Consider the following 26,483-nt stretch of genomic DNA (forward strand, 5'->3'; position numbering starts at 1 on the left):
TACAAACCGCACTGACCTGTAGGCCGGATAAGGTGCCAGCACCGCCATCCGGCATTCCGCCCTGTTACTGCCAGCTCACCTCGCCCTTCGGCTCATACGCACTGGCATCCAGCGGTGAGTTTTTCTGCACGTACTCTTTCAGCACTTCCGCATCGATAAACCCGGTATTCACATAGCCTGGCTTGTTATCAATTCGCGGATAACCATCGCCGCCGGTGGCGTTGAAGCTCAGCGTTGCCATGCGATAAGTTTTAGCCGGATCAACCGGTTCGCCTTTAATTTTCAGATCGTTAAGTTTACCGTCTTTCGCCACGAAGCTGACGTTGGCAAACTGGGGATAAGCCCCGGAGTCCGGCTTCATTTGCGCCACGGCGGTCAGGTAGTCAATCACCTCTTTCCCGCTCATGTCGGCATACACCACAATATTGCCGAACGGCTGCACCTTCAGCACGCTCTTATAGGTAATATCGCCGCCTTCAATGGAATCACGAATACCGCCACCGCTCATCACGCCAAAGTCAGCGCTGGTCCGCGCCATTTGCGCAGCCAACAGCAGGTGCCCCATATTGGTCTGTACGAAACGAACTTTGCTACGGTCACCTTCGAGGCGCGCATTGACGCTACCAATCTTCACGTCCAGTTGCGCTTTACCTTTATTCTGGAATGGCGTCAGCAGCGAGAGCATTTGCTGATTCTCAGCAATTTCCGGGGTGTAGAGTACGCGCTCACTTTTACCGTTATCCCAGGTCACTTTTTTCTTCAGGTTGACGGGGATGAGCTGGTAGTTCACCATTTTCATTTCGCCGTTACGAAACTCAAAATCCGCCCGGCCCACGTATTTCCCCCACTCATGCGCTTGCACAATCCAGATGCCATTTTGCTTATCTGGTGCACACGGCGTGCCCGGTACGTAATCAACCTGCTTCTTGTTTTCCGAGGCCATACACACCGGATCCTGTGAGTGACCACCCACAATCATTGCCAGCGAACCCGCCGGCAGGCTACGCGCCATCTCTACGTCCCCAGGGGCGTTCGAGCCGTGATTGCCGTTGTCATAATGCCCCATATGGGTGGTCGCAATAATGATGTCTGGCTTTTCACCCATATTGAGTTCCTGGATGACCAGTTTGGCTTCATCGGCAGGTTTACGGAATTCGATATCGGTGAAAAATTCCGGGTTACCAATTTTCGCCGTATCGTCAGTGGTTAAACCGAGTACGGCAATTTTTAAATCCTGACGCTTAAAGATGGCCCACGGCTTAAACAACCGCTCGCCGGTGCTTTTCTGATAGATATTGGCCGAGAGAAACGGGAATTTGGACCATTTTTCCTGCTGGCGCAGCACGGTTAGCGGGTTATCAAATTCGTGATTGCCAACCGCCATCGCGTCATAGCCAATCAGGTTCATGCCGCGAAAATCAGGTTCCGCATCCTGAAGATCGGATTCCGGTACGCCGGTGTTAATATCGCCGCCGGAAAGCAGCAACAGGCTTCCCCCTTCTTCCGCCACCTCTTTACGAATACCATCCACCAGCGTTTTTTGCGCCGCCAGCCCGTATTCCCCATATTCACTGCGCCAGAAGTGGCCGTGATGATCGTTGGTATGCAGAATGGTAATTTTGTAGGTTTTATCTTTTTCGTACGCCTGCGCAGGCTGACCTGCCAGCGCAAATGCGGCGAATAACGCCAGCGCCACGCCCCGCTTTAAAAACTTCATATTTCTCTCCCTGAGCCAAAATCAACGACTGAAATTACAATGATATGAAATAATAGTCGAAAATGTTTTCAGAAATGAGACTTCCTTCAAACACCTTCCGCAGGTATGTTAGGCAGGTAATAATAACAAAATAGATTACCCTCATAATCGCAACCCAAACAGAAGTGACTTTCTATGGCAATAAGTGAACCAACCCCGCCAGTGGCTGGCGCGTCAGCGTCGGTTGCTAAAGCACGCACCTCATTTGGCATTTTAGGGGCGATCAGTCTCTCTCATCTGCTAAACGATATGATCCAGTCGCTGATCCTGGCGATTTACCCGCTCTTGCAGTCAGAGTTCTCGCTGACGTTTATGCAGATCGGGATGATTACGCTAACCTTCCAGCTCGCCTCCTCGCTGCTTCAGCCGGTTGTCGGCTACTGGACGGACAAATATCCAATGCCGTGGTCGCTGCCTATTGGTATGTGCTTCACGCTAAGCGGGCTCGTATTGCTGGCCATGGCAGGCAGTTTCCATATGGTATTACTCGCCGCGGCGCTGGTCGGTACGGGATCATCGGTGTTTCACCCGGAGTCATCCCGCGTGGCGCGAATGGCTTCCGGCGGTCGTCATGGCCTCGCCCAGTCAATTTTCCAGGTTGGCGGCAACTTCGGTAGCTCTCTCGGGCCCTTGCTGGCGGCTGTCATCATCGCGCCATATGGTAAAGGTAATGTAGCCTGGTTTGTGTTGGCCGCGTTATTAGCGATTGTGGTTCTGGCGCAAATCAGCCGTTGGTATGCCGCGCAGCATCGGATGAGCAAAGGAAAACCGAAAGTCACTGTTGTTAATCCATTACCGCGTAATAAAGTGGTACTGGCGGTTAGCATTCTGCTGGTGCTAATTTTCTCCAAATACTTCTATATGGCGAGCATCAGCAGCTATTACACCTTTTATCTGATGCAAAAATTCGGATTATCGGTACAAAACGCCCAGTTTCATCTGTTTGCCTTCCTGTTTGCCGTTGCGGCCGGGACCGTAATTGGTGGACCGTTAGGTGATAAGATTGGCAGAAAATATGTTATTTGGGGCTCTATCCTCGGCGTAGCGCCATTTACCCTCGTTTTACCCTATGCAACGCTGGAATGGACCGGGATTTTAACCGTGATCATTGGTTTTATCCTCGCATCTGCCTTTTCTGCCATTCTGGTCTACGCGCAGGAGCTACTTCCGGGTCGTATCGGCATGGTTTCTGGGCTATTTTTCGGGTTTGCCTTTGGCATGGGCGGCTTAGGAGCCGCGGTTTTAGGGCTGATTGCTGACCATACCAGTATTGATTTGGTCTATAAAATATGTGCTTTCCTGCCACTTCTGGGGATACTGACCATATTCTTACCTGATAACCGACATAAAGCCTGATTTTCTGACGGCCAAAAGTAAACTTTGGCCGTCTTCACTTACAGAGACCATCAGCCTTTACTCCCCGCATACCCCTGTAGTTTTCCGATCCGTGCTTTTTTACGTCTAAAATCCCGTTTTCATCAAAATTCAATAATTATTCATAAACATAAACATTAAAATTGTCATAAACTATTACTCGGAATTGAGGTTTTCAGGATCAACACAGCAACCAAAGGAGACGGAATGCATCACGCCACCCCGCTTATCACCACCATTGTCGGCGGCCTTGTGCTCGCTTTTATATTAGGCATGATTGCCAATAAACTACGTATTTCTCCTCTGGTGGGATATCTGTTAGCGGGCGTTCTGGCCGGTCCATTTACACCTGGTTTTGTTGCTGATACCAAACTCGCGCCTGAACTGGCGGAACTTGGCGTAATTCTGCTGATGTTCGGCGTGGGGCTACACTTTTCCTTGAAGGATTTGATGGCGGTAAAGTCCATCGCCATTCCCGGCGCGATTGCCCAGATAGCTGTGGCGACGCTACTGGGTATGGCGCTTTCAGCGGTGATGGGCTGGTCGCTAGTGGTGGGTATCGTCTTTGGACTGTGTCTTTCAACCGCCAGTACCGTAGTGCTACTGCGTGCGCTTGAGGAACGGCAGCTTATTGACAGCCAGCGCGGGCAAATTGCTATAGGCTGGCTGATTGTTGAAGATCTGATGATGGTGCTGACGCTGGTTCTTCTGCCCGCCGTCGCCGGAATGCTGGAAAAAGAAGATGTCGGCTTTGCATCGCTGGCCGTCGATATGGGCATTACCATTGGTAAAGTGGTGGCGTTTATCGCCATTATGATGCTGGTTGGCCGTCGCCTGGTACCGTGGATCATGGCGCGTAGCGCCGCAACCGGTTCACGAGAGCTGTTTACTCTGTCAGTCCTTGCCCTGGCATTAGGTATCGCGTTTGGCGCAGTGGAATTGTTCGATGTCTCCTTTGCTCTGGGCGCGTTCTTCGCTGGCATGGTGCTGAACGAATCCGAACTGAGCCACCGTGCGGCGCATGACACCCTGCCGCTGCGCGATGCGTTCGCCGTATTGTTCTTTGTATCCGTTGGTATGCTGTTTGATCCGTTAATCTTGATCCAGCAACCGCTGGCGGTACTGGGCACGCTGGCGATTATCGTCTTTGGTAAATCCGTTGCCGCCTATTTCCTCGTGCGCCTGTTTGGCCACTCCCAACGTACAGCGCTCACCATTGCCACCAGCCTGGCGCAGATTGGTGAGTTTGCCTTCATCCTGGCGGGTCTGGGAATGGCGCTAAACCTGTTACCGCAGGCCGGGCAAAACCTGGTGCTGGCGGGAGCTATTCTGTCGATTATGCTCAATCCGGTACTGTTCGCGGTGTTAGAAAAATATCTCGCGAAAACCGAAACGCTGGAAGAGCAGACGTTGGAAGAAGCCATCGAAGAAGAGAAACAAATTCCGGTGGATATCTGCAATCACGCCCTGCTGGTAGGCTTTGGCCGCGTCGGTAGTCTGCTGGGCGAAAAATTGATGGCTGCCGGGATTCCGCTGGTGGTTATCGAAACCTCACGTACGCGGGTGGATGAACTGCGTGAGCGCGGGATCCGCGCGGTGCTGGGAAATGCCGCCAACGAAGAGATAATGAATCTGGCGCATCTGGATTGCGCGCGCTGGCTGCTGCTGACAATTCCAAACGGCTATGAAGCCGGTGAAATCGTCGCTTCCGCTCGCGAAAAGTGCCCGTCGATTGAGATTATCGCCCGCGCGCATTATGACGATGAAGTGGAATATATTACCGACCGCGGGGCCAATCAGGTCGTCATGGGCGAGCGTGAAATCGCCCGCACTATGCTGGAGCTGATTGAAACGCCACCTGCCGGCGACGTTGCTACTGCCAGTTAATATTACGTGCCGGATGGCGCTACGCCATCCGGCCTACGTATTCCCACACCAGAGTAGGCCCGATAAGCGCAGCGCCATCGGGCAAGAACTCAGCGGTCCCAGTACGACTCTTCGAGACTGTCTTCACGTTCTGGCAAACCGCGCGTCAGGCGTGGTGAATGTTGATTCAGCACCTGATAACTCACGCGATTAGCATATTTACATACCTGAGCTAACGACGAATAGGTCAGCCAGGTGAACTTGTGCTTGCTGGAATTAGGCACGTTGCTGCGGTGGTAGCTGTTGGCGGTAATATCATGCAGCAATGCCGCCAGCGCGCCGTCGCCAGCGCCGTTGGTGTTCATGATCTTTTCAGGCCCGCCCATATACGGTGCGATGTGCGAATACACGCGCAGCGGATTAGTACAATCTTTATGGCGCATGGCGCGGCTGAATTCATACTGGTTGAATTCGGCAATAGCCCCTGGCAGCAGCGGATGCTGGGTTTTACGTTTGGCTTCTTCTTCCGTAAAGCCCGCCATATACAGACCCGCCGGACCCGCAGTGCACAGCACCAGATCCACCCAATCCAGCGCTTTGTCGGACGCCAGCAGCGGATCGTTCTCGCCGGTCAGTGCTTCGGCCTCTTCTTCATTCATCGCCAGAATGGAGACATGCTCTTTCAGGAATGCCTGCCACCACTGTGGGTTATCGGCAATAACAAATTTGGTACCCAGCGTCAGAACCACCGGCACATTGTGTTTTTTGGCATATTCAATCGCCTTCATGGTCGCTTCCGGCATCGGCTCGCCCGGTTCGCAACGCACCAGATAGGAGGTCAGCACCAGCGCGGAGGCCCCGGCAATAACCGCCTCAGGGATGCTATCCGCCCGCAGCTTATTCATATGTCCGGGGCTGATAGCGAACGTGCGCTCACCGGATTCGCCAATCAGCGTAAAGCAGCGACCAATCGGTCCATTAACGCCCTGCAGGTAGTTCAGATCGGTACGGCTGGAGGTATTACATAAATAACGGTACGCGTAGCTACCAATCTCGATATTGCTGCACATCACGCCCAACAGCACCGAGCGGTCATCTGCCAGCACGGAGTAGTTGTGCATCGTGTTACCGATAGTTCCACCGGCAAACTGATGAGTGATCAAATTGTCACGTACCAGTTCCTGGTAGAGCGCTTCGGCGACATCGTCTGTAATCACCAGAGAGTGCCCGGCGCTTAATCCATAACGCTTTACAAAGTCATCATTAACTTTGGCTTCAATATCTACCAGCGTCTGGTCGATACCCACCACCCAGGCTGCGCTGGTTTCATTTTCAGGCTGAATCTGTTGCAGCAACGGATCGCGCGCGCTGACAGGAAAATAGTGTTTGGATTTACGTTTACCGGGAAATTTCATGGTCGATTTTACGGGTGATTAGCTGAGCGGTGCATGGTAGCACATTCCCCTGTACGCATGCGATGCGGCGCTGAGTTTCAATATCGGACGATGGGATCGCAGTTTATACGGGGGGGATTTCTACAATAAATCACCTTCACAAGGAGCGTTTATGAAGCCGGAAAATAAGATCCCCGTACTCGACAGAATTTCAGACGAAATGAAAACCGTGGTGAATTTTCATCGCGACGATCTGCCGCCCTGGCCCGCCGCCGATGACATCGTGGCCCAGCGCCAACACTATATCCACGAACGGCAATTGTGGAATGCCGATGCCCCGCAGATGAATACCCGAGAATGCGTCATTTCTACCGCGCGCGGCCCCGTTGCCACGCGAATTTATTCTCCGCAACCCCATAGCCAGGCCACGCTGTATTATCTGCACGGCGGCGGTTTCATTCTTGGTAATCTGGATACTCACGATCGCATTATGCGCTTACTGGCGCTTTACACGCAGTGCACGGTAATTGGCATCGACTATTCTCTCTCGCCGGAGGCTCGTTTCCCACAAGCCATCGAGGAGATTGTCGCCGTCTGTCAGTATTATCACCAACACGCGGGCGACTATTCTTTGAATGTGGATCATATTGGTTTTGCCGGTGATTCCGCTGGCGCGATGCTGGCGCTTGCCAGCGCGTTGTGGCTGCGGGACAAACAGATTGCCTGCGGCAAAGTCGCTGGCATATTGCTGTGGTATGGACTTTACGGCCTGCAGGATTCGCCCAGCCGACGGCTGATGGGCGGAGCGTGGGATGGTTTATCGCGGGAGGATCTGCAGATGTACGAAAACGCGTACCTGCGTAGCGCCGACGATCGCGAGTCACCGTATTATTGCTTATTCAATAACGACCTGACGCGCGACGTGCCGCCGTGTTTTATCGCCGGCGCGGAGTTCGATCCGTTGATTGACGACAGCCGCTTATTATTTCAGACGCTACAGGCACATCAGCAGCCCTGCCAGTACAAAATGTACCCCGGCACGCTGCACGCCTTCCTGCACTACTCGCGGATGATGAAAACCGCCGACGATGCCTTGCGGGAGGGCGCGCATTACTTCAAAGCACAACTTTAACGATAGGCTGCGGTCAGTTTAACCATCATTTCGATATGTTCCGGTGTGGCGTTCAGCGCCGGAATATACTCATACTGCTGGCCGCCAGCCTCGAGGAAAATCTCCCGGTTTTGCACCGCGATCTCTTCCAGCGTTTCAAGGCAATCTGCCGCAAAGCCCGGACACATAACCTGGATATGTCGGGTCCCTTTCTCCGCCAGCATTTTTAACGTTTCGTCGGTATACGGCGTCAGCCACGGTTCGCGACCAAAACGCGACTGGAAGGTCATCATCACTTTTTCCGGCGGCAGGCCAAGCGCAGAGACCAGCTCACGCGTCGTATCGCGACAGCGCTGCGGGTAGTCATCGCCTTCGTCGGCGTAACGTTGTGGAATCCCATGGTAAGAGAGCAGCAGTAAATCGGGTTCGCCGTGTTTGGCGAAGGAGTCACGGGCACTTTTTGCCAGCGCGTCAATATAAGCGCTGTCATCGGCGTAATCACGAATAAAGGAGACGCCGGGAATACCGCGTTTACGCGCCAGGATGCGCGCGAGTTCATCCCACACCGCCGCCACCGTCGAACAGGAATATTGCGGGTACAGGGGTAACACGACAATGTGTTCTACGCCACTTGCCAGCAGTTCGTCGACTGCGCTTTCAAGCGAAGGCGAACCATAGCTCATGCCCAGCGCAACAGGCGTATTGGGCAGGCGTTGTGCCAGCGCCTGCTGTTGTGCCTTGCTGTAGACCATCAGCGGCGAACCCTCTTCCATCCAGATTGACTGATATAGCTTTGCCACGCGTGGCGCACGCAGCGGCAGGATCACCCCACGCAGCAACGGCCACCACAGCAGGCGGGAAGTATCAACTACACGTTGATCGCTTAAAAACTGGCGCAGGTAGCGTTTAACAGCTTCAGGAGTGGGGGCATCGGGGGTGCCGAGGTTTGCCAGCAGGATACCGGTTTTCGTCTGACGCATTACCGCCTCTTATCGATTCAAATTGTTGATAATTGTAGCGGAAAAGTGATGAAGAAGAACTAATTGCTGCGAGAGGTAAGACATGAATTTGCCTGATGGCGCTGCGCTTATCTGGCCTACAAAAAAATCATAGGCCGGATAAGGTGTTTACACCGCCATCCGGCATTGACTGCGCTAAAACTTAACCGAGGATTTTTTCCAGCGCTGCACGCACGTCAGCAACAGCCTGAGTGCCATCAACTTTCGCGTATTTGGTGTTACCCGCCTGCGCTTCTTTAGAGTAGTAGCCGATCAGCGGCGCGGTCATCTGATGGTATTCCACCAGGCGCTTACGTACGGTCTCTTCCTGATCGTCTTTACGGGTGGTCAGCTCTTCACCGGTTACATCGTCTTTACCTTCAACCTTAGGCGGGTTGAACTTGATGTGGTAAACGCGGCCAGAAGCAGCGTGTACGCGACGACCCACGATACGGTCAACGATCAGCTCGTCAGGTACGTCGAACTCCAGAACGTAGTCCACGTTGATACCTGCTTCTTTCATGGCGTCAGCCTGCGGAATAGTACGCGGGAAGCCATCGAGCAGGAAACCATTACGGCAGTCTTCCTGAGCAATACGCTCTTTTACCAGCGCGATCACCAGCTCATCAGTCACCAGCTTACCGGCGTCCATGATGTCTTTCGCTTGTTTGCCCAGCTCGGAGCCAGATTTCACGGCGGCACGCAGCATATCACCGGTGGAGATTTGCGGAATACCATACTTCTCCATGATGAACTGAGCCTGAGTTCCTTTACCCGCGCCCGGAGCGCCAAGCAGAATGATACGCATTACGAAAATCCCCTTAAAGGTTGTCGATATTTTTTAAAAAGCGCTAAACGATACCACCATCACGCAATTGGCTCAAGGAAGACGCCCGACGCTGAAACGGTTAATGGAGGGAAAATTGAAAATAAGGAGTGAAATTGCCGGATGGCGGTGTACACACCTTATCCGGCCTACGAGTAAAAGATATGGTAGGCCGGATACGCGTTAGCGCCATCCGGCATTAGATGATGGCTATCAGGATACCAGCAACTGGTTCATACGGCGGATGAACTGGTTCGGATCTTCCAGCGTGCCGCGTTCGGCGAACAGAGCCTGATCCAGCAGCAGTTCAACCCACTCTTTAAACTGCGTTTCGTCCTGGGTATCCGCCGTGCGTTTTACCAGCACGTGGTCCGGGTTAAGTTCAAAGATATATTTCACGTCCGGTACGGCCTGACCCGCAGCAGCGAACAGTTTCGCCATCTGGGTGCTCATTTCATCCGCATCGGTGGTGACGATGGCCGGCGTGTCGGTCAGACGGTGGGTCAGACGCACGTCTTTGACGCGATCGCCCAGCAGCGTTTTCACGCGTTCAACGAACGGCGTCAGCGCTTTTTCCGCTTCTTTCGCGCTCTCGTCCACTTCATCCGCCAGCTTATCGATGGACTCGTCGGCTTTCGCAACGGACTGGAACGGCTTGCCGTCGAACTCAGTCAGGTAGTTCATCATCCACTCATCGATGCGGTCAGAAAGCAGCAGCACTTCAATGCCTTTCTTACGCAGCAGTTCCAGGTGCGGGCTGCTCTTCGCCGCCGCATAGCTGTCTGCAGTGATGTAGTAGATTTTCTCCTGCCCTTCTTTCATACGGGAGATATAGTCTTCCAGCGACACGGTCTGTGCGGAGGAGTCTGTGTGCGTAGACGCGAAGCGCATCAGCTTAGCGATAGTTTCCTGATTAGCGTGGTCTTCCGCCGGACCTTCTTTCAGCACCAGGCCGAACTGTTTCCAGAAAGTCTGGTATTTCTCGGCATCATCTTTCGCCAGTTTTTCCAGCATCTGCAACACGCGTTTGGTCAGCGCGCTGCGCAGGTTACGGGTGACGGTGCTGTCCTGCAGGATCTCACGGGAAACGTTCAGCGGTAGATCGTTGGAATCTATCAGGCCGCGCACAAAGCGCAGGTAGTTCGGCATAAACTGCTCGGCGTCGTCCATGATGAACACACGCTGAACGTACAGTTTCAGACCATGCTTGTGATCGCGGTTCCACATATCCCACGGCGCCTGCGACGGAATGTACAGCAGGCTGGTGTACTCCTGCTTACCTTCCACACGGTTGTGGCTCCAGGTCAGCGGGTCAGTGAAGTCGTGGGCAATATGCTTGTAGAATTCGTTGTACTCGTCGTCTTTGATTTCCGACTTGTTACGCGTCCACAGCGCCTGCGCCTTGTTGATCTTTTCCCAGGAAACCACGGTCTCGCCGTCTTTCTCTTCGGATTTTTCGATCTCTACCGGCAGCGCGATATGGTCGGAATATTTGCTGATGATGGAACGTACGCGCCAGTCATCAAGGAACTCGTCTTCGCCATCGCGCAGATGCAAAGTGATTTCGGTGCCGCGATCGTCTTTGGTGATGTCGGCAACGGTGTATTCACCTTCGCCCGCAGATTCCCAGAACACGCCGTTCTCAGGTTTGTCGCCCGCCGCGCGGGTACGTACGGTCACTTTATCGGCCACGATAAACGCCGAGTAGAAGCCAACCCCGAACTGACCGATCAACTGGCTGTCTTTCGCCTGATCGGAGCCCATGGATTCGAGGAAAGATTTGGTGCCGGATTTCGCAATGGTCCCCAGATGATCGATGACGTCATCACGGTTCATCCCCACGCCGTTATCAGCAATGGTCAACGTACGCTTATCTTTATCGAAGGAGACACGCACACGCAGTTCACCGTCCCCCTCGTACAGGTCCGGGTTAGACAGTGCGCGGAAACGCAGCTTGTCTGCCGCATCCGAGGCGTTAGAGATGAGCTCACGCAGGAAGATTTCTTTATTGGAATACAGAGAATGGATCATCAGATGCAGAAGCTGTTTTACTTCTGACTGAAAACCACGAGTTTCTTGTCCTTTCATGTAGATCTACCTCAACAATGCCATTTTCAATGGTAAAAACACGTTGAGGGTGAAATGGGGACAAGCGCGAAGGATTTCAAGCGGAAGCCGCCGTCGCGGCCTCCGTTTGTTCAGAATTTAATCTTGTGACGCCCAGCCAGAGAGTGCGACAGCGTGGTGCCGTCGACCATTTCCAGCTCGCCGCCGACCGGTACGCCATGGGCGATACGGCTGGCTTCAACGCCATACTGCATGCAAAGCTCAGCAATATAGTTGGCGGTCGCCTCTCCTTCGACCGTGGGATTGGTCGCGAGGATCAGTTCGTTGATTTGCTCAGACGCCAGTCGCTGTTCAAGGCGATCCAGCCCGATATCATCAGGGCCAATACCGTCCAGCGGCGACAGGTGCCCCATCAGCACGAAGTAACGTCCAGAAAATTGGCCGGTTTGCTCAATGGCATAGATGTCCGCCGGACTCTCCACCACACAGATCTGACCGTTTTCCTGGCGACGCGGGTTCGAACAGATATTACAGACATCCTGCTCTGTGAAGGTGCGGCAATCGGCACAGTGGCCGATTTCCGACATCGCCTTCGTTAACGCCTGCGCCAGACGCATCCCGCCGCTGCGATCGCGCTGAAGTAGCGTGAATGCCATGCGCTGCGCAGACTTCGGGCCAACGCCCGGCAGACAGCGCAGTGCTTCCATAAGCTGAGTTAACAGCGGGCTGGTTTGCATCAGAACGGCATCTTAAAGCCAGGCGGCAGCTGCATTCCGGAAGAAACAGAAGCCATCTTCTCTTTCTGCGTCTCTTCAATGCGACGCGCCGCGTCGTTGAATGCCGCAGCGACCAGGTCTTCCAGCATCTCTTTGTCGTCTTCCAGCAGGCTTGGATCGATCTCCACGCGACGGCAGTTGTGCGCGCCGTTGATGGTCACTTTTACCAGACCCGCGCCAGATTCGCCGGTCACTTCCAGCTTGGCGACTTCTTCCTGCATCTGCTGCATTTTTTCCTGCATCTGCTGGGCCTGTTTCATCAGGTTACCCAGACCGCCTTTACCAAACATAGGCTTCTCTCTCAATCACGTTAAGGGATGACGACCGTCCAACCATCAGGCTGACGATCAAATGGGGCGAATACTCTCTTCGTCCAGGTCTGCATCGAAAAAACGACGCAGCGTCTGAATGTTATTATCCGCAATAATCGACTCACGCGCCTGCGCGAGTTTCTCTTCATAAATGGCCTGACGCCACTCCAGCGGCGTGCGCACCGCAGGATTATCATCTTCAACGATGGTCAATTCAACCGTTGACCCCGTTAAGGTACTCAATGCTTCGGCCAGTTTTTGCTGCGCGCCGCTGGAATTAAGATGCCGTTGCGAGGAACGCAGGTGCAGGCAAACCACGTTGCCATTCTCTTCTTTCCAGGCATTAAGCGCCACCTGCTCCACCAGTTTAGGCAGCGAAAGCTGGCTCACCTGAGCAGCCCAGGGGTCGCGCTCAATGGCTTCTGCCGCCAGCTTTGCCGCCAGTTCCGGCGTTTTTTCATGCTCAAGCGCTTTTTTCAACGCTTTCGGCGTGGCAATGGCTTCTTTAACTTCGGCTACGGGATTGGTCGTTTTCCAGCGATACGCTTCCTTCTTCGCCGGCGCTTTTTCCAGCGCAGAGACGGCCGGACGCGCCTGAACACGCTCCGACACCGAGGCCAGTCTTTCCAGCGCAGCATTATTCACCGGCCGCGCGCGGGAAGCGGCTGCCGGTTCACTCTTTTTTGGTTTGGTTGCTCCCTGAGCGCGTTGCAGTTGGCTGCGCGCCGCCAGCACCTGGCTGGTGGCCTCGGAGAGCGGCACATTCTGTTGCTGTTGCGCTGGCGCAGACTGCTGAGGTACTTGCGTCGGGGTCATCACCGCAGTCGGCGCGACGGGGGCAAACGACTGGCGCGGGACTTCAGGCTCCGGCAGTGGCATGCGCGGATGAAAAGCCAGCGCACGCAGTAGCGTCATTTCGACGCCCATTCGCCTGTCCGGCGCATACGGCAGTTCTTTGCGCCCGATTAACAGGGTTTGGTAGTAAAGCTGTATGTCAGTTGGCGGAACGATTCGCGCCAGTTCGCGCATACGCTGTTCAATGGCGGCCATATCGCTGCCGAGCGCGGCGGGCGAAAGCTGTACCATAGCAATGCGATGCAGCAAAGCCGACATCTCAACCAGCAGCGCTTCCCATTCAATACCCCGCGCGGCGGCGTCGTTCACCAATGTCATAACGCGTTCGCCGTCAGCCGCGACAACCGCTTCAACAAGCGAGAGCGCCTGGTCATCGTCCAATGTGCCGAGCATGGCGCTCACCGCGTCGGTCGACACCTGACCATCGCCGCTGGCGATCGCTTGATCGGTAAGACTCAGCGCATCGCGCAGGCTGCCGTCCGCGGCGCGGGCCAGCAGTTGCAACGCGCGTGGCTCATGGGCGATATGCTCTTGTTTGAGGATATGCTCAAGCTGATGGCGAATCTGTTCAACATCCAGCGCTTTAAGATGGAATTGCAAACAGCGCGACAGGATAGTCACCGGTAACTTCTGCGGATCGGTGGTCGCCAGCAGGAATTTAACGTGTGCAGGCGGCTCTTCGAGCGTTTTCAGCAAGGCGTTAAAGCTGTGGCGCGATAACATGTGCACTTCGTCGATCAAATAGACCTTAAAGCGACCGCGCGCAGGCGCGTACTGGACGTTATCCAGCAGGTCGCGGGTGTCTTCGACTTTGGTGCGTGAGGCGGCGTCGATTTCAATCAGATCGACAAAACGCCCCTGCTCGATTTCACGGCAGTTATCGCACACGCCGCACGGCGTGGCGGTAATACCGGTTTCACAGTTTAGTCCCTTCGCCAGCAAACGGGCGATAGAGGTTTTCCCGACGCCACGGGTGCCGGAAAACAGATAAGCATGATGAATACGCCCTAACGACAAGCCGTTCGCCAGTGCCGTCAGCACATGTTCCTGGCCGACAACGTCAGCAAAGGTTTGTGGGCGCCATTTTCGGGCTAAGACCTGATAACTCATTGGCAGGCTCTGAAAGGCTGGAGGGTGGATTCACAGGAGGATAATGCTAACACAACCTCGCAGCGACGGCGAGGTTGTGTGTCTCGGTATTACTTCAGCCGAGATGAGATAGCCGACTTAGTGGCCCGGGAACGGAACCAGGCTATAACAGGTCAGCCCCTGTTTTTCCAGGCGCTGTTCGCCGCCCAGGTCAAACAGGTTAATGATAAATGCAGCATCGGTCACTTCGCCCCCCAGACGGCGGATCAGTTTCACGGTGGCTTCAATCGTGCCGCCGGTTGCCAGCAGGTCGTCCACAACCAGTACCTTATCGCCCGGTTTGATGGCATCAACGTGGATTTCCAGCTGATCGGTGCCGTATTCCAGCTCATAGCTCTCGGCGATCACTTCACGCGGAAGCTTGCGGGGTTTACGTACCGGAACAAAGCCGACGCCCAGACCCAATGCTACCGGCGCGCCAAACAGGAAGCCACGCGCTTCGGTGCCAACCACTTTAGTGATACCCGCATTTTTATAGCGTTCAACCAGCAATTCAATGCTGAGGGCGTAGGCTTTCGGGTCTTCCAGTAAGCTGGTGACATCGCGAAAAAGAATGCCCGGTTTCGGGTAGTCGTGGATGCTTTTGATGCTATTTTTGAGAAACTCAAGCTGCTGTGCAGTCGCGGTCATAAGTTTGTGCCTGATTAATTCGGTATTACTTCACGGCGCACTATACACTTCATCCTCGACGTGTCTTGAATGATTTTGTGTCTATATTAAGGGCCAGGGTTACATTTGCTTAACCTTTGACCACCTGCGCCTGTGCTCGAAAACGGTCGAATTTACTGGCTGTGAGCGACAATTGCAACAGCGATTATTGCGCTTTACTGCTTTTGTTGTTTTTCATCAATCACCGGGATCCGCCACATAAAAATCAGTAAACAGGCGAGAATAACCAGCAGCAGGCCGCGTACCCACATCATATTGACCAACCACAGTGAAATACCAAACGTAATCAATATCAGCAAAATAGCGCGCGGCTTTGCGCCCGGCGGCATCGCGCGGTGTTTTTGCCAATGGCGCAGATACCCGCCGAACCACGAACGATACAGCAGCCAATCGTGAAAACGCGGCGATGAGCGGGCAAAACACCAGGCAGCCAACAGGATAAATGGCGTCGTGGGCAATAGCGGCAATACCACGCCCAGCGTTCCTAATACTACCGCTAGCCAGCCAATGATGATTAGAATAATGCGTTGCATAATATGAGTACTTAACACAGAGAATCGCTACTTTAGCATAACAGTTCTCATTTTCATCGGAGTGTTGTCGTGAAAACCGTCATGCTGCTACAGACGCTCGAAAACCAGCTTAACCGCCTGCGAAAGCGTTGTGCCCCGTTGGCGCATCATACAACGCTTAGCGCCCGCTTTGACAGGCATCTGTTTCACACTCGCAGCACGTTGCTGCAGGCGTGTCTGGATGAAGCAGAAGATAATCTCACGGCCCTACGCCGCGCGGTGGATCAGCAACAACTCCCCCAAATTAGCTGGCTTGCGGAACACCTTGCTTCACAGTTAGAGGCGATTTCACGCGAAACAGCCAGTTGGTCGCTCAGAGAGTGGGACTGCGCCTCTCCCGGCCTGGCGCGTTGGCAGCGCAAGCGGGTTCAACACCAGGAATTTGAACGCCGGCTGGTTGAAATGACGCGTGAACGCAAGGAGCGCCTGTCCCAGGCTACGGGTTTTGAAGAACAACAGAAATTGCATCGTGAAGTAGAAGCATTCGAGGCGCGACTGACGCGCTGTCGCCATGCGCTGGCAAGAATAGAAGCCGTGCTGGCGCGTTTAACCCGTTAATCCCCGGAGAATTTATGTCATTAGAGAACGCCCCGGACGAGGTCAAACTGGCCGTCGATTTGATTGTTTTACTTGAAGAAAATCAGCTTCCAGCACGCACAGTGCTACGCGCGCTGGAGATCGTTATGCGCGATTATGAAAATAAGCTTAAAAGTGCGGAAGGCGCCTCGCAAACTGATTGATTGCCCTCTGGTCTGTCATTGGCTTCGATGTCAGAGTCGTCGCAACATCACGACGATAACGGACAGATCATGGAACGGCTCCCCACCACGCCGCACGATGCGGTCTTTCGGCAAATGCTGACGCAAAAAGAGGTCGCCCGAGATTTTTTGCAGATCCATCTGCCTCGAGCTTTTCTCAATATATGCGATATGGAAACATTAACGCTGGAATCAGGCAGCTTTATTGAGGACGATTTACGCACCTGCTATTCAGATATCCTCTATTCCCTGCAAACAACACATGGACCCGGCTACGTTTATGCGCTGATTGAGCATCAGAGTAAACCCGATAAATTAATGGCCTTTCGCCTGATGCGCTACGCTGTTGCTGCTATGCAGCATCACCTTAACGCCGGGCATAAAACCTTACCTTTGGTGGTACCTGTACTGTTTTATCATGGTACGGAAAGCCCGTGGCCCTATACTCTCAACTGGCATCAGTTGTTTAGCGAGCCACAGCTTGCGAAAGCGCTTTATGGCAATGAATTTGCGCTGGTAGACCTGACCATTATGCCAGATAATCAGATCATGCAGCATCAACGGGTAGCGATGCTGGAACTCCTGCAAAAACATATTCGGCAACGCGATCTGAGCGAGTTATTGGATCAACTCATTACGCTCTTAACGCAGGATCGCCTGACAGAATATCAGCTCGACGTTTTGATTAATTACATGCTGAAAGCAGGAAATACCACGGAACCCGGCGTACTTGTCCGCCAACTGGCGCAGAGTGCGCCACAGTACAAGGAACAGCTGATGACAATTGCTGAATGGTTAGAAGAAAAAGGTAGAGCGGAAGGCATGCAGCAAGGGCTGGAAAAAGGGTTAGAAGAAGGTCGGCAGGCAGAAGCGCGTGATATCGCACAAAAAATGCTCGCCCGCGGCCTGGAACCGGATCTGATTACACACCTTACGGGCCTGACGCAGGAAGAACTGACAGCGCTGACTCACTAAATACAATCAGGGCGGCAAAATGGCCGCCCTGATTGCAACTTAACCTACCGAAGGCGTCGGATCATCACCTTTGATGATGTCACGCTTAACTTCGGTCACGGTGTCCCCTTTCGCATTATGCAGGTGCACTTCGAGCTGGTTAAAGGCGATATCAATGTCATTTTCACGACACAAACGATCGACCGCACGGTTAAGTTCGTCAACCGTATGGCTACGATCGCGCAGTTCACGCACGTATAAACGCAGCTCATGATCCAAGGTGCTGGCGCCGAAGGCGGTAAAGAACACCGCTGGTTCTGGATCGTGCATCACTTTCGGGTGTTCCATCGCCGCCTGCAGCAGCACTTTCTTCACTTTCTCCAGATCCGAACCGTAGGCCACGCCAATGCGGATCACCAGACGCGTGGTGGTATCGGAAAGCGACCAGTTGATCAACCGCTCCGTCACAAAGGCTTTGTTCGGGATGATCACCTCTTTGCGATCAAAGTCGGTAATGGTGGTGGCACGAATACGGATCTTGCTGACCGTTCCCGAGAATGTTCCGATAGTCACGGTATCACCGATGCGTACCGGGCGCTCAAACAGAATAATCAGACCGGAAACAAAGTTACCGAAAATCTCCTGCAAACCAAAACCAAGACCAACCGACAAGGCTGCGGCCAGCCACTGTAGTTTATCCCACGAGACGCCGAGCGAACCGAAGACCGTCATCGCACCGATGGCGATGATCGCATAGTTAAGAATGGTGGTGATCGCATACGACGCCCCCTGGCGCATCTTCAGTCGCGAGAGCACCAGCACTTCCAACAGGCCGGGTAAGTTACGGATCAGCGCCCATGCGACCATTGACGCAATAATCGCAAACAGCAGGCTGCCCATGGTGACGCTTTTCACCACTGCGGCCCCCGCTTCTGTAGCGTTATAATGCCAGAGCGTAATGCTGTCGAGGTAACTGAACACGGTGATCAGATCGGACCAAATTGCCCAGAACAGAACACCAAACAAGGCAACCATCACCAGCATGGTGATACGTAAGGTTTGCTGGTTAACCTGCTCCAGCGCAATGGTCGGTTCTTCTTGCGGTTCTGCGCCTTCTGCCCCTTCTTTCACCAGGTTCTGACGACGCGCTAACGCACGACGCCAGGCGATACGCCGCGCCGCCACGCTCAACCCGCGGAGCACCGTCTGATACAACAGGTTCCAGACAATAACCAGATAAACCGTTTCAATCCAGCGGCCCGACAAGCGCAGCGTGGTGTAGAAATACCCTGTCGCCGTCAGCACCATCAATGCAATCGGGATAATAGACAGCACGGTAATGGTGACCAGACGCAGACCATGCGACTCTTTGTCACGCCAGCTTTCACGGCACATTGGCCATACCAGGAAGGCGATCAGCAACAGGTTGAGGAAAATAACGGACTGACCAAGCACATCATCCATCAGATTGAGCGGCGACAGTTCAGCAACAACTGACCAGAAGTTAAGCGGTAACAACGCCAGGCTAATACGCACAATCTGGCGACGCCAGTGGCTGGTTTGCTTTGCAGGCATGCCAAAATGGCGTATCGCCACACCATCTTTTTCCAGCACCTTCCAGCACAAACCAAATACCAGCCAGAAGACAGTCATCTTCTTACTGAACGCCCACAGCAGGTCGCTGATATTCAGCTGCATGGTAAGCAGAATCAGCCCCACGGCGAGGATAATCAGACACGCTGGCAGCGCTCTGATGAGATCGATCAGTATCGCTTTTGGCGTATTGAGCTGACTGTCATTACGCAGGTTGCCTACCGCGGCGGCTAATTTCGCCTGGTATTCTTTCAGCCATTTCAAACGCCAGCGGATTAACCCGGCAATGAGCAGCAGCGGCAACCCTGCCAGGAAGGCAATAAATACCGCCGGCCAGGCTTTTTCCCAGTTCACGGTGATTTTCATCGACTTAAACTGGTCTTTAAGCGTTTGCGGGAAGGCTTTGATCCAGTCCCAGTCCATTGGACGGTTACTGTTAACCCAAAAAATTTGCTGGGTGAGGATCCCTTTCAGGTTTTTCGACACGCTCATCAACTGCTGCTGGTTGATTTGCAGGTTAATCGCCATCATCAACTGGTTGCCCAGTTGCTTATTCAGCTGATCCAACAGCTCCCGGCGCATATCCACGACCTGCAGCAGGGCATCATGGACTTCACCGTTGACTTCGTTGCTGTGCCCTTCTTCCAGTTTGGCGACAAACGCATCATTCTGGAACAGGGCGTCACGCTGCTGGTTGACCTCAAATTGTTCCAGACGCAAATCGGCGATCCGGTTGGTCATATCAGCAAGCTCATCTGCGGACGGCAGCGTTTGTTGCTGCTGGTACAGAATACGTGACAACAACAGACTGCCTTTCAGGACGGCGATCTGTTCTTTAATATTGCGTTCGGATTGCAGCGCGCGATCGAGCCAGTTTTTAACCTTAATATTTTGCTGCATCAGGTTATTGCCGTTTTCGGTCGCGGCGATCAGACGCTGGCTAAGCTGATGGTTGACGTCCAGTTCCTGCTTCACTAACGGATTAGACTGAATACGCTCAGCTTCGTCAGGCGATACCGCTTCCTGCGCCGTCTTTTCGGTTAACGTCAGCCGTTTGCTGTTTACAGCCTCTTGCAGGAGCTGGAGCTGATGCTCAAGACGATTGCTGTTTGCCGTCACGTAATCGCGTTGTTTTTGCAAGGTGTCCTGCAAAATCGTATTGCCTTCAAGGCTTTTACGCTGTTGGTCGATCTGCACGTTCAGTAGCGCTTGCTGCGCCTGCAGAAGCACCTGCTGACTGGGGCGCAACGCCGCCTCCCCCACATTATTACCATCAAGCCGATTGCGGATTTGCTGCATTTGCTGCGACGCGGTGTACATCGCATTTTGCACGCGCTCTGGCTGAGTCTGCAGCGATACCAGTTGGCTGTTATAAGCGGCCAAATCATTTTGCGCGCTTTGCAGGTCATCCAATACCTGCGCCACGCGCGACTCCAGTTGACGTAAGGAGAGCGTACTCAGCGTTTTTCGCGTTTCATCGTCATTATCAACATCACTGAGCGAATTTAGCGCATCCGTCGCCTGACGCATTTTCTCCGGCGCCTCGGCAACTTTCTGCCGAAGCTGTACGGTCTCATCTTTCACGCGATCGATTTTATCCAGCGTGGCGATGGTATCGGTCAGATCCTGCTGAACCAGCTTATCCTGCGCGGAGAGATCTTTTTGTTTATTCAGCGCGTCCAGTTGGCTCTGAATATCCGCTTTCGTCGGCAGATCCCCACTCTGTTGCGCCCGTGCAAATGCTGACGACTGGCAAGAAAGCAATAAAATGAAGAAAAGAAAGGTAATAGCAATAAGATGCTGTGAACGTTTATAGAGCTGCAACATAGTCATGAGAATGAACGTTTCTGAACCGGAAAAGTGACCGGAAATAGTCAAGCGGCAAGAATATCACGGCTGTGAGCAGCAGAATAGCAGCAGGCAAAACGACCAGGATAATTCCTGGTTCAGACCGCAAAAGTTAGCAGGATTTCGCCACGTTAACCCGCAGGCTTGGGCAGAGAAGACACATCTCCAGTAGTACTGCGACGTATTCACGCGCGTCTTTTTTCAGATCAAAAGATTCAGGAGCAAATAACCAGTTCTCTATAAGTCCCGTAACATAGCTACGCAACAGCACCGCCACGCGACGCGTGTTCAGATTTTCCGGCAGCATGTTGGCATTCATGCACTGCCGCAATGTTTGTTCGATACGGTCGTAATTTTCAATACACAGACTGCGTTGAGCCAACTGAACAGAGGCCATTTCCCCGACAAATTCGCATTTGTGGAATATAATTTCCAACAACAAACGTCGGCGTTCTTCTGTCACGGTAGCTTCAAGAACGTAAATTAAAATTTCTCTTAATACTGATAGTGGATCGTCGGGGAATTTTGCTTGATACTCAGTCTCTAACTCATCAATGTTAGGTTTTGCTAGCTCCCAAATTTCACTGAATAAATCCGATTTGTTTTTGAAATGCCAATAGATTGCGCCGCGCGTGACACCAGCGGCTTTTGCGATCTCCGCAAGCGAGGTGGATGATACCCCTTGTTGCGAAAACAGACGCAGAGCAACATCGAGAATGTGCTGTCGTGTTTCCTGTGCTTGTTGTTTGGTTTTTCGTGCCATAGGTCAGTGAATTTACAGGCGTTAGATTTACATACATTTGTGAATGTATGTACCATAGCACGACGATAATATAAACGCAGCAATGGGTTTATGGGCTTTAAGCCATTGATCAATTTGAAATCGGACACTCGAGGTTTACATATGAACAAAAACAGAGGGTTAACGCCTCTGGCAGTCGTTCTGATGCTCTCAGGCAGCTTAGCGCTAACAGGATGTGACGACAAACAGGCCCAACAAGGGGGCCAGCAGATGCCAGAGGTTGGAGTTGTTACGCTCAAAACTGAACCTCTACAGATAACAACCGAACTCCCGGGTCGCACCAGTGCGTATCGCATTGCAGAAGTTCGTCCTCAGGTTAGCGGTATTATCCTGAAGCGTAATTTCACGGAAGGTGGTGACATCGAAGCGGGTGTATCTCTCTATCAGATTGATCCTGCGACTTACCAGGCCGCTTATGAGAGCGCAAAAGGCGATCTGGCCAAAGCACAAGCCGCAGCAAATATCGCTCAACTGACGGTCAAACGTTATCAGAAACTGTTGGGTACTAAGTACATCAGTCAACAGGATTACGATAGCGCGCTGGCAGACGCACAGCAGGCGAACGCCGCTGTTGTCGCCGCGAAAGCCGCAGTAGAAACTGCACGCATCAATCTGGCCTATACCAAAGTGACGTCGCCGATCAGCGGCCGCATTGGTAAGTCATCCGTTACGGAAGGCGCTCTGGTGCAAAACGGTCAGGCGACCGCACTGGCTACCGTTCAGCAATTGGACCCTATCTATGTAGACGTGACGCAGTCAAGTAACGACTTCCTGCGCCTGAAACAAGAGTTGGCCAACGGCACGCTGAAGCAAGAGAACGGTAAAGCGAAAGTCGAGCTGGTGACCAATGACGGCATCAAGTTCCCGCAGGCCGGTACGCTGGAGTTTTCCGATGTTACGGTAGATCAAACCACCGGTTCGATTACGTTACGCGCCATCTTCCCTAACCCGGATCACACCTTATTACCGGGAATGTTCGTCCGTGCTCGTCTGGAAGAAGGGACTAACCCAACTGCATTACTGGTTCCGCAGCAAGGCGTTACCCGCACACCGCGTGGCGATGCCAGTGCCTTGGTTATCGGTGCAGATAACAAAGTTGAAATGCGTCAAATTGTCGCCGCACAAGCGATTGGCGATAAATGGTTAGTCACTGATGGACTTAAGCCGGGCGACCGCGTGATTGTCACTGGGTTGCAAAAAGTACGTCCTGGCGCGCAGGTAAAAGCCCAGGAGATTACCGCGGATAACAACCAGCAAGCCGCAAGCGGTAGCCAACCTGAACAGTCCAAGTCTTAACTTAAACAGGAGCCGTTAAGACATGCCTAATTTCTTTATCGATCGCCCAATATTTGCGTGGGTGATCGCCATTATCATCATGTTGGCAGGGGGGCTCGCGATCCTCAAATTGCCGGTAGCGCAATATCCGACTATTGCACCGCCAGCAGTGACGATCTCCGCGACCTACCCTGGCGCTGATGCCAAAACAGTACAGGATACTGTTACGCAGGTTATCGAACAGAATATGAACGGTATCGATAACCTGATGTACATGTCCTCAAACAGTGACTCCACGGGTACCGTGCAGATCACCCTAACCTTCCAGTCTGGTACTGATGCGGACATCGCGCAGGTACAGGTGCAGAACAAACTGCAGCTGGCTATGCCTTTACTGCCGCAGGAAGTACAGCAGCAAGGGGTTAGCGTTGAGAAGTCATCCAGCAGCTTCCTGATGGTCGTCGGTGTTATCAACACCAATGGCACCATGACGCAGGAGGATATTTCCGACTACGTTGGCGCCAACATGAAGGACGCCATTAGCCGTACTTCAGGCGTGGGCGATGTTCAGCTGTTCGGTTCGCAGTACGCAATGCGTATCTGGATGGATCCGAACAAACTGAACAATTTCCAGCTGACGCCAGTTGATGTCATCAACGCAATCAAAGCGCAAAACGCCCAGGTTGCCGCCGGTCAGTTAGGTGGTACGCCGCCGGTGAAAGGCCAGCAGCTTAACGCGTCGATCATCGCGCAGACCCGTCTGACCTCCGCCGATGAGTTCAGCAAAATTCTGCTGAAAGTGAATCAGGATGGTTCCCAGGTTCGTTTACGCGACGTGGCGAAAGTGGAGCTGGGCGGCGAGAACTACGACATCATTGCGAAGTTCAACGGTAAACCAGCATCCGGTCTGGGTATCAAGCTGGCGACAGGCGCTAACGCCCTGGACACGGCAAACGCTATCCGCGATGAACTGAAGAAGATGGAACCGTTCTTCCCGTCAGGTCTGAAGATCGTTTACCCGTATGACACCACGCCGTTCGTGAAAATCTCTATTCACGAAGTGGTGAAAACGCTGGCGGAAGCAATCATCCTCGTGTTCCTGGTCATGTATCTGTTCCTGCAGAACTTCCGCGCGACGTTGATTCCGACTATCGCCGTGCCGGTGGTGCTGTTGGGTACGTTTGCCGTCCTTGCGATTTTCGGCTTCTCGATAAACACCCTGACGATGTTCGGGATGGTGCTCGCCATCGGCCTGTTGGTGGATGATGCCATCGTGGTGGTCGAGAACGTTGAACGTGTTATGGCGGAAGAAGGACTACCGCCGAAGGAAGCGACACGTAAATCAATGGGCCAGATTCAGGGCGCGCTGGTGGGTATCGCGATGGTGCTGTCAGCGGTATTTATTCCGATGGCATTCTTCGGGGGTTCTACCGGTGCAATTTACCGTCAGTTCTCCATCACCATTGTTTCCGCGATGGCGTTGTCAGTACTGGTGGCATTGATTCTGACCCCTGCCCTGTGTGCGACCATGCTCAAACCGATTGCTAAAGGCGATCACGGAGAAGGTAAAAAAGGCTTCTTCGGCTGGTTTAACCGCATGTTCGATAAGAGCACGCATCATTACACCGACAGCGTGGGCGGTATTCTGCGCAGCACCGGTCGTTATCTGGCGCTGTATCTGATCATCGTCGTGGGCATGGCCTATCTGTTCGTTCGTCTGCCAAGTTCGTTCCTGCCAGATGAAGACCAGGGGGTATTCCTGTCAATGGCTCAGCTGCCAGCGGGTGCAACGCAAGAGCGTACCCAGAAGGTGCTGGATGAAATGACGGATTACTATCTGACGAAAGAAAAAGCGAACGTTGAATCGGTATTTGCCGTTAACGGCTTCGGTTTTGCGGGTCGTGGTCAGAACACTGGTATTGCGTTCGTCTCACTGAAAGACTGGAGCGAACGTCCAGGTAAAGAGAATAAAGTTGAGGCGATTACCGAGCGTGCGATGGGCGCATTCTCGCAGATTAAAGATGCAATGGTCTTTGCCTTCAACCTGCCAGCGATTGTGGAGTTAGGTACCGCCACTGGTTTTGACTTCCAGTTGATTGACCAGGCTGGTTTGGGCCATGAAAAACTGACCCAGGCGCGTAACCAACTGTTTGGTGAAGTTGCGAAACATCCTGATCTGTTAGTCGGCGTACGTCCTAACGGTCTGGAAGATACGCCGCAGTTCAAGATCGATATCGATCAGGAAAAAGCGCAGGCGCTGGGTGTTTCCATTAGCGATATTAATACAACGCTGGGTGCCGCATGGGGCGGAAGCTACGTGAATGACTTCATCGACCGTGGTCGTGTGAAGAAAGTTTACGTCATGTCTGAAGCGAAATACCGTATGTTGCCGGAAGATATTGGCAACTGGTACGTACGCGGCAGCGATGGACAGATGGTCCCATTCTCCGCCTTCTCTACCTCACGCTGGGAATACGGTTCACCGCGTCTGGAACGCTATAACGGTCTGCCTTCCATGGAGATCTTAGGCCAGGCCGCACCGGGTAAAAGTACCGGTGAAGCGATGGCGATGATGGAGCAACTGGCCAGCAAACTGCCATCCGGTATCGGTTATGACTGGACGGGTATGTCCTACCAGGAACGACTGTCCGGTAACCAGGCCCCTGCCCTGTATGCCATTTCACTGATCGTCGTCTTCCTGTGTCTGGCGGCATTGTACGAGAGCTGGTCAATTCCGTTCTCCGTTATGCTGGTAGTACCGTTGGGGGTTATCGGCGCATTGCTGGCGGCGACATTCCGCGGTCTGACCAACGACGTATACTTCCAGGTAGGCCTGCTCACAACCATTGGGTTGTCGGCGAAAAACGCGATACTTATCGTCGAATTCGCCAAAGATCTGATGGATAAAGAAGGCAAAGGTCTGATAGAGGCGACGCTGGACGCGGTCCGCATGCGTTTACGTCCGATCCTCATGACGTCACTGGCCTTTATTCTGGGCGTAATGCCGCTGGTAATCAGCTCCGGCGCAGGTTCCGGCGCGCAGAACGCCGTTGGTACTGGCGTAATGGGCGGGATGGTGACGGCAACCGTGTTGGCTATCTTCTTTGTTCCGGTGTTCTTTGTGGTGGTACGCCGCCGCTTTAGCCGCAAAAATGAAGATATTGAGCATAGCCACTCAGTCGATCATCATTGATACCTTTCTAAAGATAAGGCCGCGCAAGCGGCCTTTTTTCTGGAAAAATCATAAAATCCACTTATTGAAATTCGGTTTATTTTCTCCGGCTTAAATAAGCGATATAATCCCTGTAGCCTTAAAGGCTATTCTTAAAAAGTGTTGAGAGTTCTTATTTACCTTAATAAATATTAAGATTATTCCTGGTTATCGCGCCATCCTGGCGGTTGTTGCCTGTCGTTGCGATAGCTAATGAAGATAACCCGATGATTGCCCGAAGAATAAAGAAATTGTCCGATTTCAAATAACTGTACTTATCTGTTAAAATGTAAATATGACGCCACGTCATAATTTTGC

20 protein-coding genes and 1 other annotated feature are annotated in these 26,483 nt (G+C 53.0%); of the genes, 8 read left to right on the forward strand and 12 right to left on the reverse strand.

Annotated elements, in window-relative coordinates; all coding sequences use genetic code 11:
• Positions 1-64 precede the first annotated feature (64 nt).
• Positions 65-1,717, reverse strand: coding sequence for a bifunctional UDP-sugar hydrolase/5'-nucleotidase UshA (gene ushA, locus ICA20_RS18020; protein WP_038638383.1), 1,653 nt, complete (start codon positions 1,715-1,717; stop codon positions 65-67).
• 174 nt (positions 1,718-1,891) lie between these two features.
• On the opposite strand from ushA, the gene ICA20_RS18025 reads away from it, so the two are divergent.
• Together ICA20_RS18025 and ybaL are read left to right on the forward strand one after the other, a co-directional pair.
• Positions 1,892-3,112, forward strand: a complete 1,221-nt coding sequence (locus ICA20_RS18025; protein WP_038638381.1) for an MFS transporter — start codon at positions 1,892-1,894, stop codon at positions 3,110-3,112.
• A 225-nt stretch (positions 3,113-3,337) separates the two neighbouring features.
• Entirely contained in the window at positions 3,338-5,017 is a 1,680-nt protein-coding gene (gene ybaL / locus ICA20_RS18030; protein WP_038638378.1) for a YbaL family putative K(+) efflux transporter, read from the forward strand.
• 89 nt (positions 5,018-5,106) lie between these two features.
• On the opposite strand, the gene gsk is transcribed toward ybaL, so the two are convergent.
• Positions 5,107-6,411, reverse strand: coding sequence for an inosine/guanosine kinase (gsk, locus tag ICA20_RS18035; protein WP_038638375.1), 1,305 nt, complete (start codon positions 6,409-6,411; stop codon positions 5,107-5,109).
• A gap of 151 nt (positions 6,412-6,562) precedes the next feature.
• On the opposite strand from gsk, the gene aes reads away from it, so the two are divergent.
• Positions 6,563-7,522: an acetyl esterase gene (aes, locus tag ICA20_RS18040; RefSeq protein WP_038638372.1), complete on the forward strand. Its 960-nt coding sequence runs from the start codon at positions 6,563-6,565 to the stop codon at positions 7,520-7,522.
• Here the strand turns inward: aes and hemH are convergent.
• The 8 genes from hemH to ICA20_RS18080 form a co-directional block, all read right to left on the reverse strand.
• On the reverse strand, positions 7,519-8,481 hold the full coding sequence (hemH, locus tag ICA20_RS18045) for a ferrochelatase (protein WP_038638369.1): 963 nt from the start codon (positions 8,479-8,481) through the stop codon (positions 7,519-7,521). The two genes, aes and hemH, sit on opposite strands and share 4 nt — an antisense overlap.
• 181 nt (positions 8,482-8,662) lie before the next feature.
• Complete coding sequence (gene adk / locus ICA20_RS18050; protein ID WP_003021773.1) at positions 8,663-9,307, reverse strand: adenylate kinase; 645 nt, start codon at positions 9,305-9,307, stop codon at positions 8,663-8,665.
• Between the two features lie 231 nt (positions 9,308-9,538).
• Positions 9,539-11,413 (reverse strand): molecular chaperone HtpG, encoded by a 1,875-nt coding sequence (htpG, locus tag ICA20_RS18055; protein ID WP_038638366.1) that lies wholly within the window; start codon positions 11,411-11,413, stop codon positions 9,539-9,541.
• A gap of 110 nt (positions 11,414-11,523) precedes the next feature.
• Positions 11,524-12,129 carry a recombination mediator RecR gene (gene recR / locus ICA20_RS18060; RefSeq protein WP_003021767.1) on the reverse strand — a complete coding sequence of 202 codons (606 nt, stop codon included), beginning with the start codon at positions 12,127-12,129 and terminating at the stop codon, positions 11,524-11,526.
• On the reverse strand, positions 12,129-12,458 hold the full coding sequence (locus ICA20_RS18065) for a YbaB/EbfC family nucleoid-associated protein (RefSeq protein ID WP_003021764.1): 330 nt from the start codon (positions 12,456-12,458) through the stop codon (positions 12,129-12,131). The genes recR and ICA20_RS18065 overlap by 1 nt, the downstream gene beginning before the upstream one ends.
• 57 nt (positions 12,459-12,515) lie before the next feature.
• Complete coding sequence (gene dnaX, locus ICA20_RS18070; protein WP_038638363.1) at positions 12,516-14,444, reverse strand: DNA polymerase III subunit gamma/tau; 1,929 nt, start codon at positions 14,442-14,444, stop codon at positions 12,516-12,518.
• Positions 13,119-13,183: a sequence feature (DnaX frameshifting element), on the reverse strand. (Overlaps the previous gene by 65 nt.)
• A 117-nt stretch (positions 14,445-14,561) precedes the next feature.
• A complete protein-coding gene (gene apt, locus ICA20_RS18075; protein ID WP_006685676.1) occupies positions 14,562-15,113 on the reverse strand; it encodes an adenine phosphoribosyltransferase in 552 nt (183 codons plus the stop codon).
• Between the two features lie 194 nt (positions 15,114-15,307).
• Positions 15,308-15,685, reverse strand: coding sequence for a DUF454 family protein (locus tag ICA20_RS18080; protein ID WP_038638360.1), 378 nt, complete (start codon positions 15,683-15,685; stop codon positions 15,308-15,310).
• 69 nt (positions 15,686-15,754) lie between these two features.
• Here ICA20_RS18080 and priC point away from each other — a divergent pair, with 69 nt between their 5' ends.
• From priC to ICA20_RS18095, 3 genes are all read left to right on the forward strand, one after another.
• Positions 15,755-16,282 carry a primosomal replication protein N'' gene (priC, locus tag ICA20_RS18085; protein WP_038638358.1) on the forward strand — a complete coding sequence of 176 codons (528 nt, stop codon included), beginning with the start codon at positions 15,755-15,757 and terminating at the stop codon, positions 16,280-16,282.
• Positions 16,283-16,296: 14 nt separating this feature from the next.
• Entirely contained in the window at positions 16,297-16,464 is a 168-nt protein-coding gene (gene rsmS / locus ICA20_RS18090; protein WP_006685679.1) for a pleiotropic regulatory protein RsmS, read from the forward strand.
• A gap of 69 nt (positions 16,465-16,533) precedes the next feature.
• Positions 16,534-17,457 carry an Rpn family recombination-promoting nuclease/putative transposase gene (locus ICA20_RS18095; protein ID WP_038638355.1) on the forward strand — a complete coding sequence of 308 codons (924 nt, stop codon included), beginning with the start codon at positions 16,534-16,536 and terminating at the stop codon, positions 17,455-17,457.
• A 39-nt stretch (positions 17,458-17,496) separates the two neighbouring features.
• Here ICA20_RS18095 and mscK read toward each other — a convergent pair whose 3' ends face one another.
• Together mscK and acrR are read right to left on the reverse strand one after the other, a co-directional pair.
• Positions 17,497-20,862 carry a mechanosensitive channel MscK gene (gene mscK / locus ICA20_RS18100; protein WP_038638354.1) on the reverse strand — a complete coding sequence of 1,122 codons (3,366 nt, stop codon included), beginning with the start codon at positions 20,860-20,862 and terminating at the stop codon, positions 17,497-17,499.
• A gap of 127 nt (positions 20,863-20,989) precedes the next feature.
• Complete coding sequence (gene acrR, locus ICA20_RS18105) at positions 20,990-21,640, reverse strand: multidrug efflux transporter transcriptional repressor AcrR (RefSeq protein ID WP_038638351.1); 651 nt, start codon at positions 21,638-21,640, stop codon at positions 20,990-20,992.
• 141 nt (positions 21,641-21,781) lie between these two features.
• Here acrR and acrA point away from each other — a divergent pair, with 141 nt between their 5' ends.
• Positions 21,782-22,975, forward strand: a complete 1,194-nt coding sequence (gene acrA, locus ICA20_RS18110; protein ID WP_038638348.1) for a multidrug efflux RND transporter periplasmic adaptor subunit AcrA — start codon at positions 21,782-21,784, stop codon at positions 22,973-22,975.
• Between the two features lie 22 nt (positions 22,976-22,997).
• Complete coding sequence (acrB, locus tag ICA20_RS18115) at positions 22,998-26,147, forward strand: efflux RND transporter permease AcrB (protein WP_038638345.1); 3,150 nt, start codon at positions 22,998-23,000, stop codon at positions 26,145-26,147.
• The last annotated feature ends 336 nt before the right edge of the window (positions 26,148-26,483 follow it).

It is taken from the genome of Citrobacter sp. C5_2 (genome assembly GCF_014596845.2).
GTDB lineage: Bacteria > Pseudomonadota > Gammaproteobacteria > Enterobacterales > Enterobacteriaceae > Citrobacter > Citrobacter werkmanii.

Bases quoted from the DNA above. Each gene is read 5' to 3' on its own strand.
- gsk (WP_038638375.1), bottom strand. From the start codon at position 6,411: ATGAAATTTCCCGGTAAACGTAAATCCAAACACTATTTTCCTGTCAGC.
- recR (WP_003021767.1), bottom strand. From the start codon at position 12,129: ATGCAAACCAGCCCGCTGTTAACTCAGCTTATGGAAGCACTGCGCTGT.
- htpG (WP_038638366.1), bottom strand. From the start codon at position 11,413: ATGAAAGGACAAGAAACTCGTGGTTTTCAGTCAGAAGTAAAACAGCTT.
- rsmS (WP_006685679.1), top strand. From the start codon at position 16,297: ATGTCATTAGAGAACGCCCCGGACGAGGTCAAACTGGCCGTCGATTTG.
- adk (WP_003021773.1), bottom strand. From the start codon at position 9,307: ATGCGTATCATTCTGCTTGGCGCTCCGGGCGCGGGTAAAGGAACTCAG.
- mscK (WP_038638354.1), bottom strand. From the start codon at position 20,862: ATGACTATGTTGCAGCTCTATAAACGTTCACAGCATCTTATTGCTATT.
- acrA (WP_038638348.1), top strand. From the start codon at position 21,782: ATGAACAAAAACAGAGGGTTAACGCCTCTGGCAGTCGTTCTGATGCTC.
- ushA (WP_038638383.1), bottom strand. From the start codon at position 1,717: ATGAAGTTTTTAAAGCGGGGCGTGGCGCTGGCGTTATTCGCCGCATTT.
- ICA20_RS18080 (WP_038638360.1), bottom strand. From the start codon at position 15,685: ATGCAACGCATTATTCTAATCATCATTGGCTGGCTAGCGGTAGTATTA.
- apt (WP_006685676.1), bottom strand. From the start codon at position 15,113: ATGACCGCGACTGCACAGCAGCTTGAGTTTCTCAAAAATAGCATCAAA.
- aes (WP_038638372.1), top strand. From the start codon at position 6,563: ATGAAGCCGGAAAATAAGATCCCCGTACTCGACAGAATTTCAGACGAA.
- acrB (WP_038638345.1), top strand. From the start codon at position 22,998: ATGCCTAATTTCTTTATCGATCGCCCAATATTTGCGTGGGTGATCGCC.
- ybaL (WP_038638378.1), top strand. From the start codon at position 3,338: ATGCATCACGCCACCCCGCTTATCACCACCATTGTCGGCGGCCTTGTG.
- acrR (WP_038638351.1), bottom strand. From the start codon at position 21,640: ATGGCACGAAAAACCAAACAACAAGCACAGGAAACACGACAGCACATT.
- ICA20_RS18095 (WP_038638355.1), top strand. From the start codon at position 16,534: ATGGAACGGCTCCCCACCACGCCGCACGATGCGGTCTTTCGGCAAATG.
- ICA20_RS18065 (WP_003021764.1), bottom strand. From the start codon at position 12,458: ATGTTTGGTAAAGGCGGTCTGGGTAACCTGATGAAACAGGCCCAGCAG.
- ICA20_RS18025 (WP_038638381.1), top strand. From the start codon at position 1,892: ATGGCAATAAGTGAACCAACCCCGCCAGTGGCTGGCGCGTCAGCGTCG.
- dnaX (WP_038638363.1), bottom strand. From the start codon at position 14,444: ATGAGTTATCAGGTCTTAGCCCGAAAATGGCGCCCACAAACCTTTGCT.
- hemH (WP_038638369.1), bottom strand. From the start codon at position 8,481: ATGCGTCAGACGAAAACCGGTATCCTGCTGGCAAACCTCGGCACCCCC.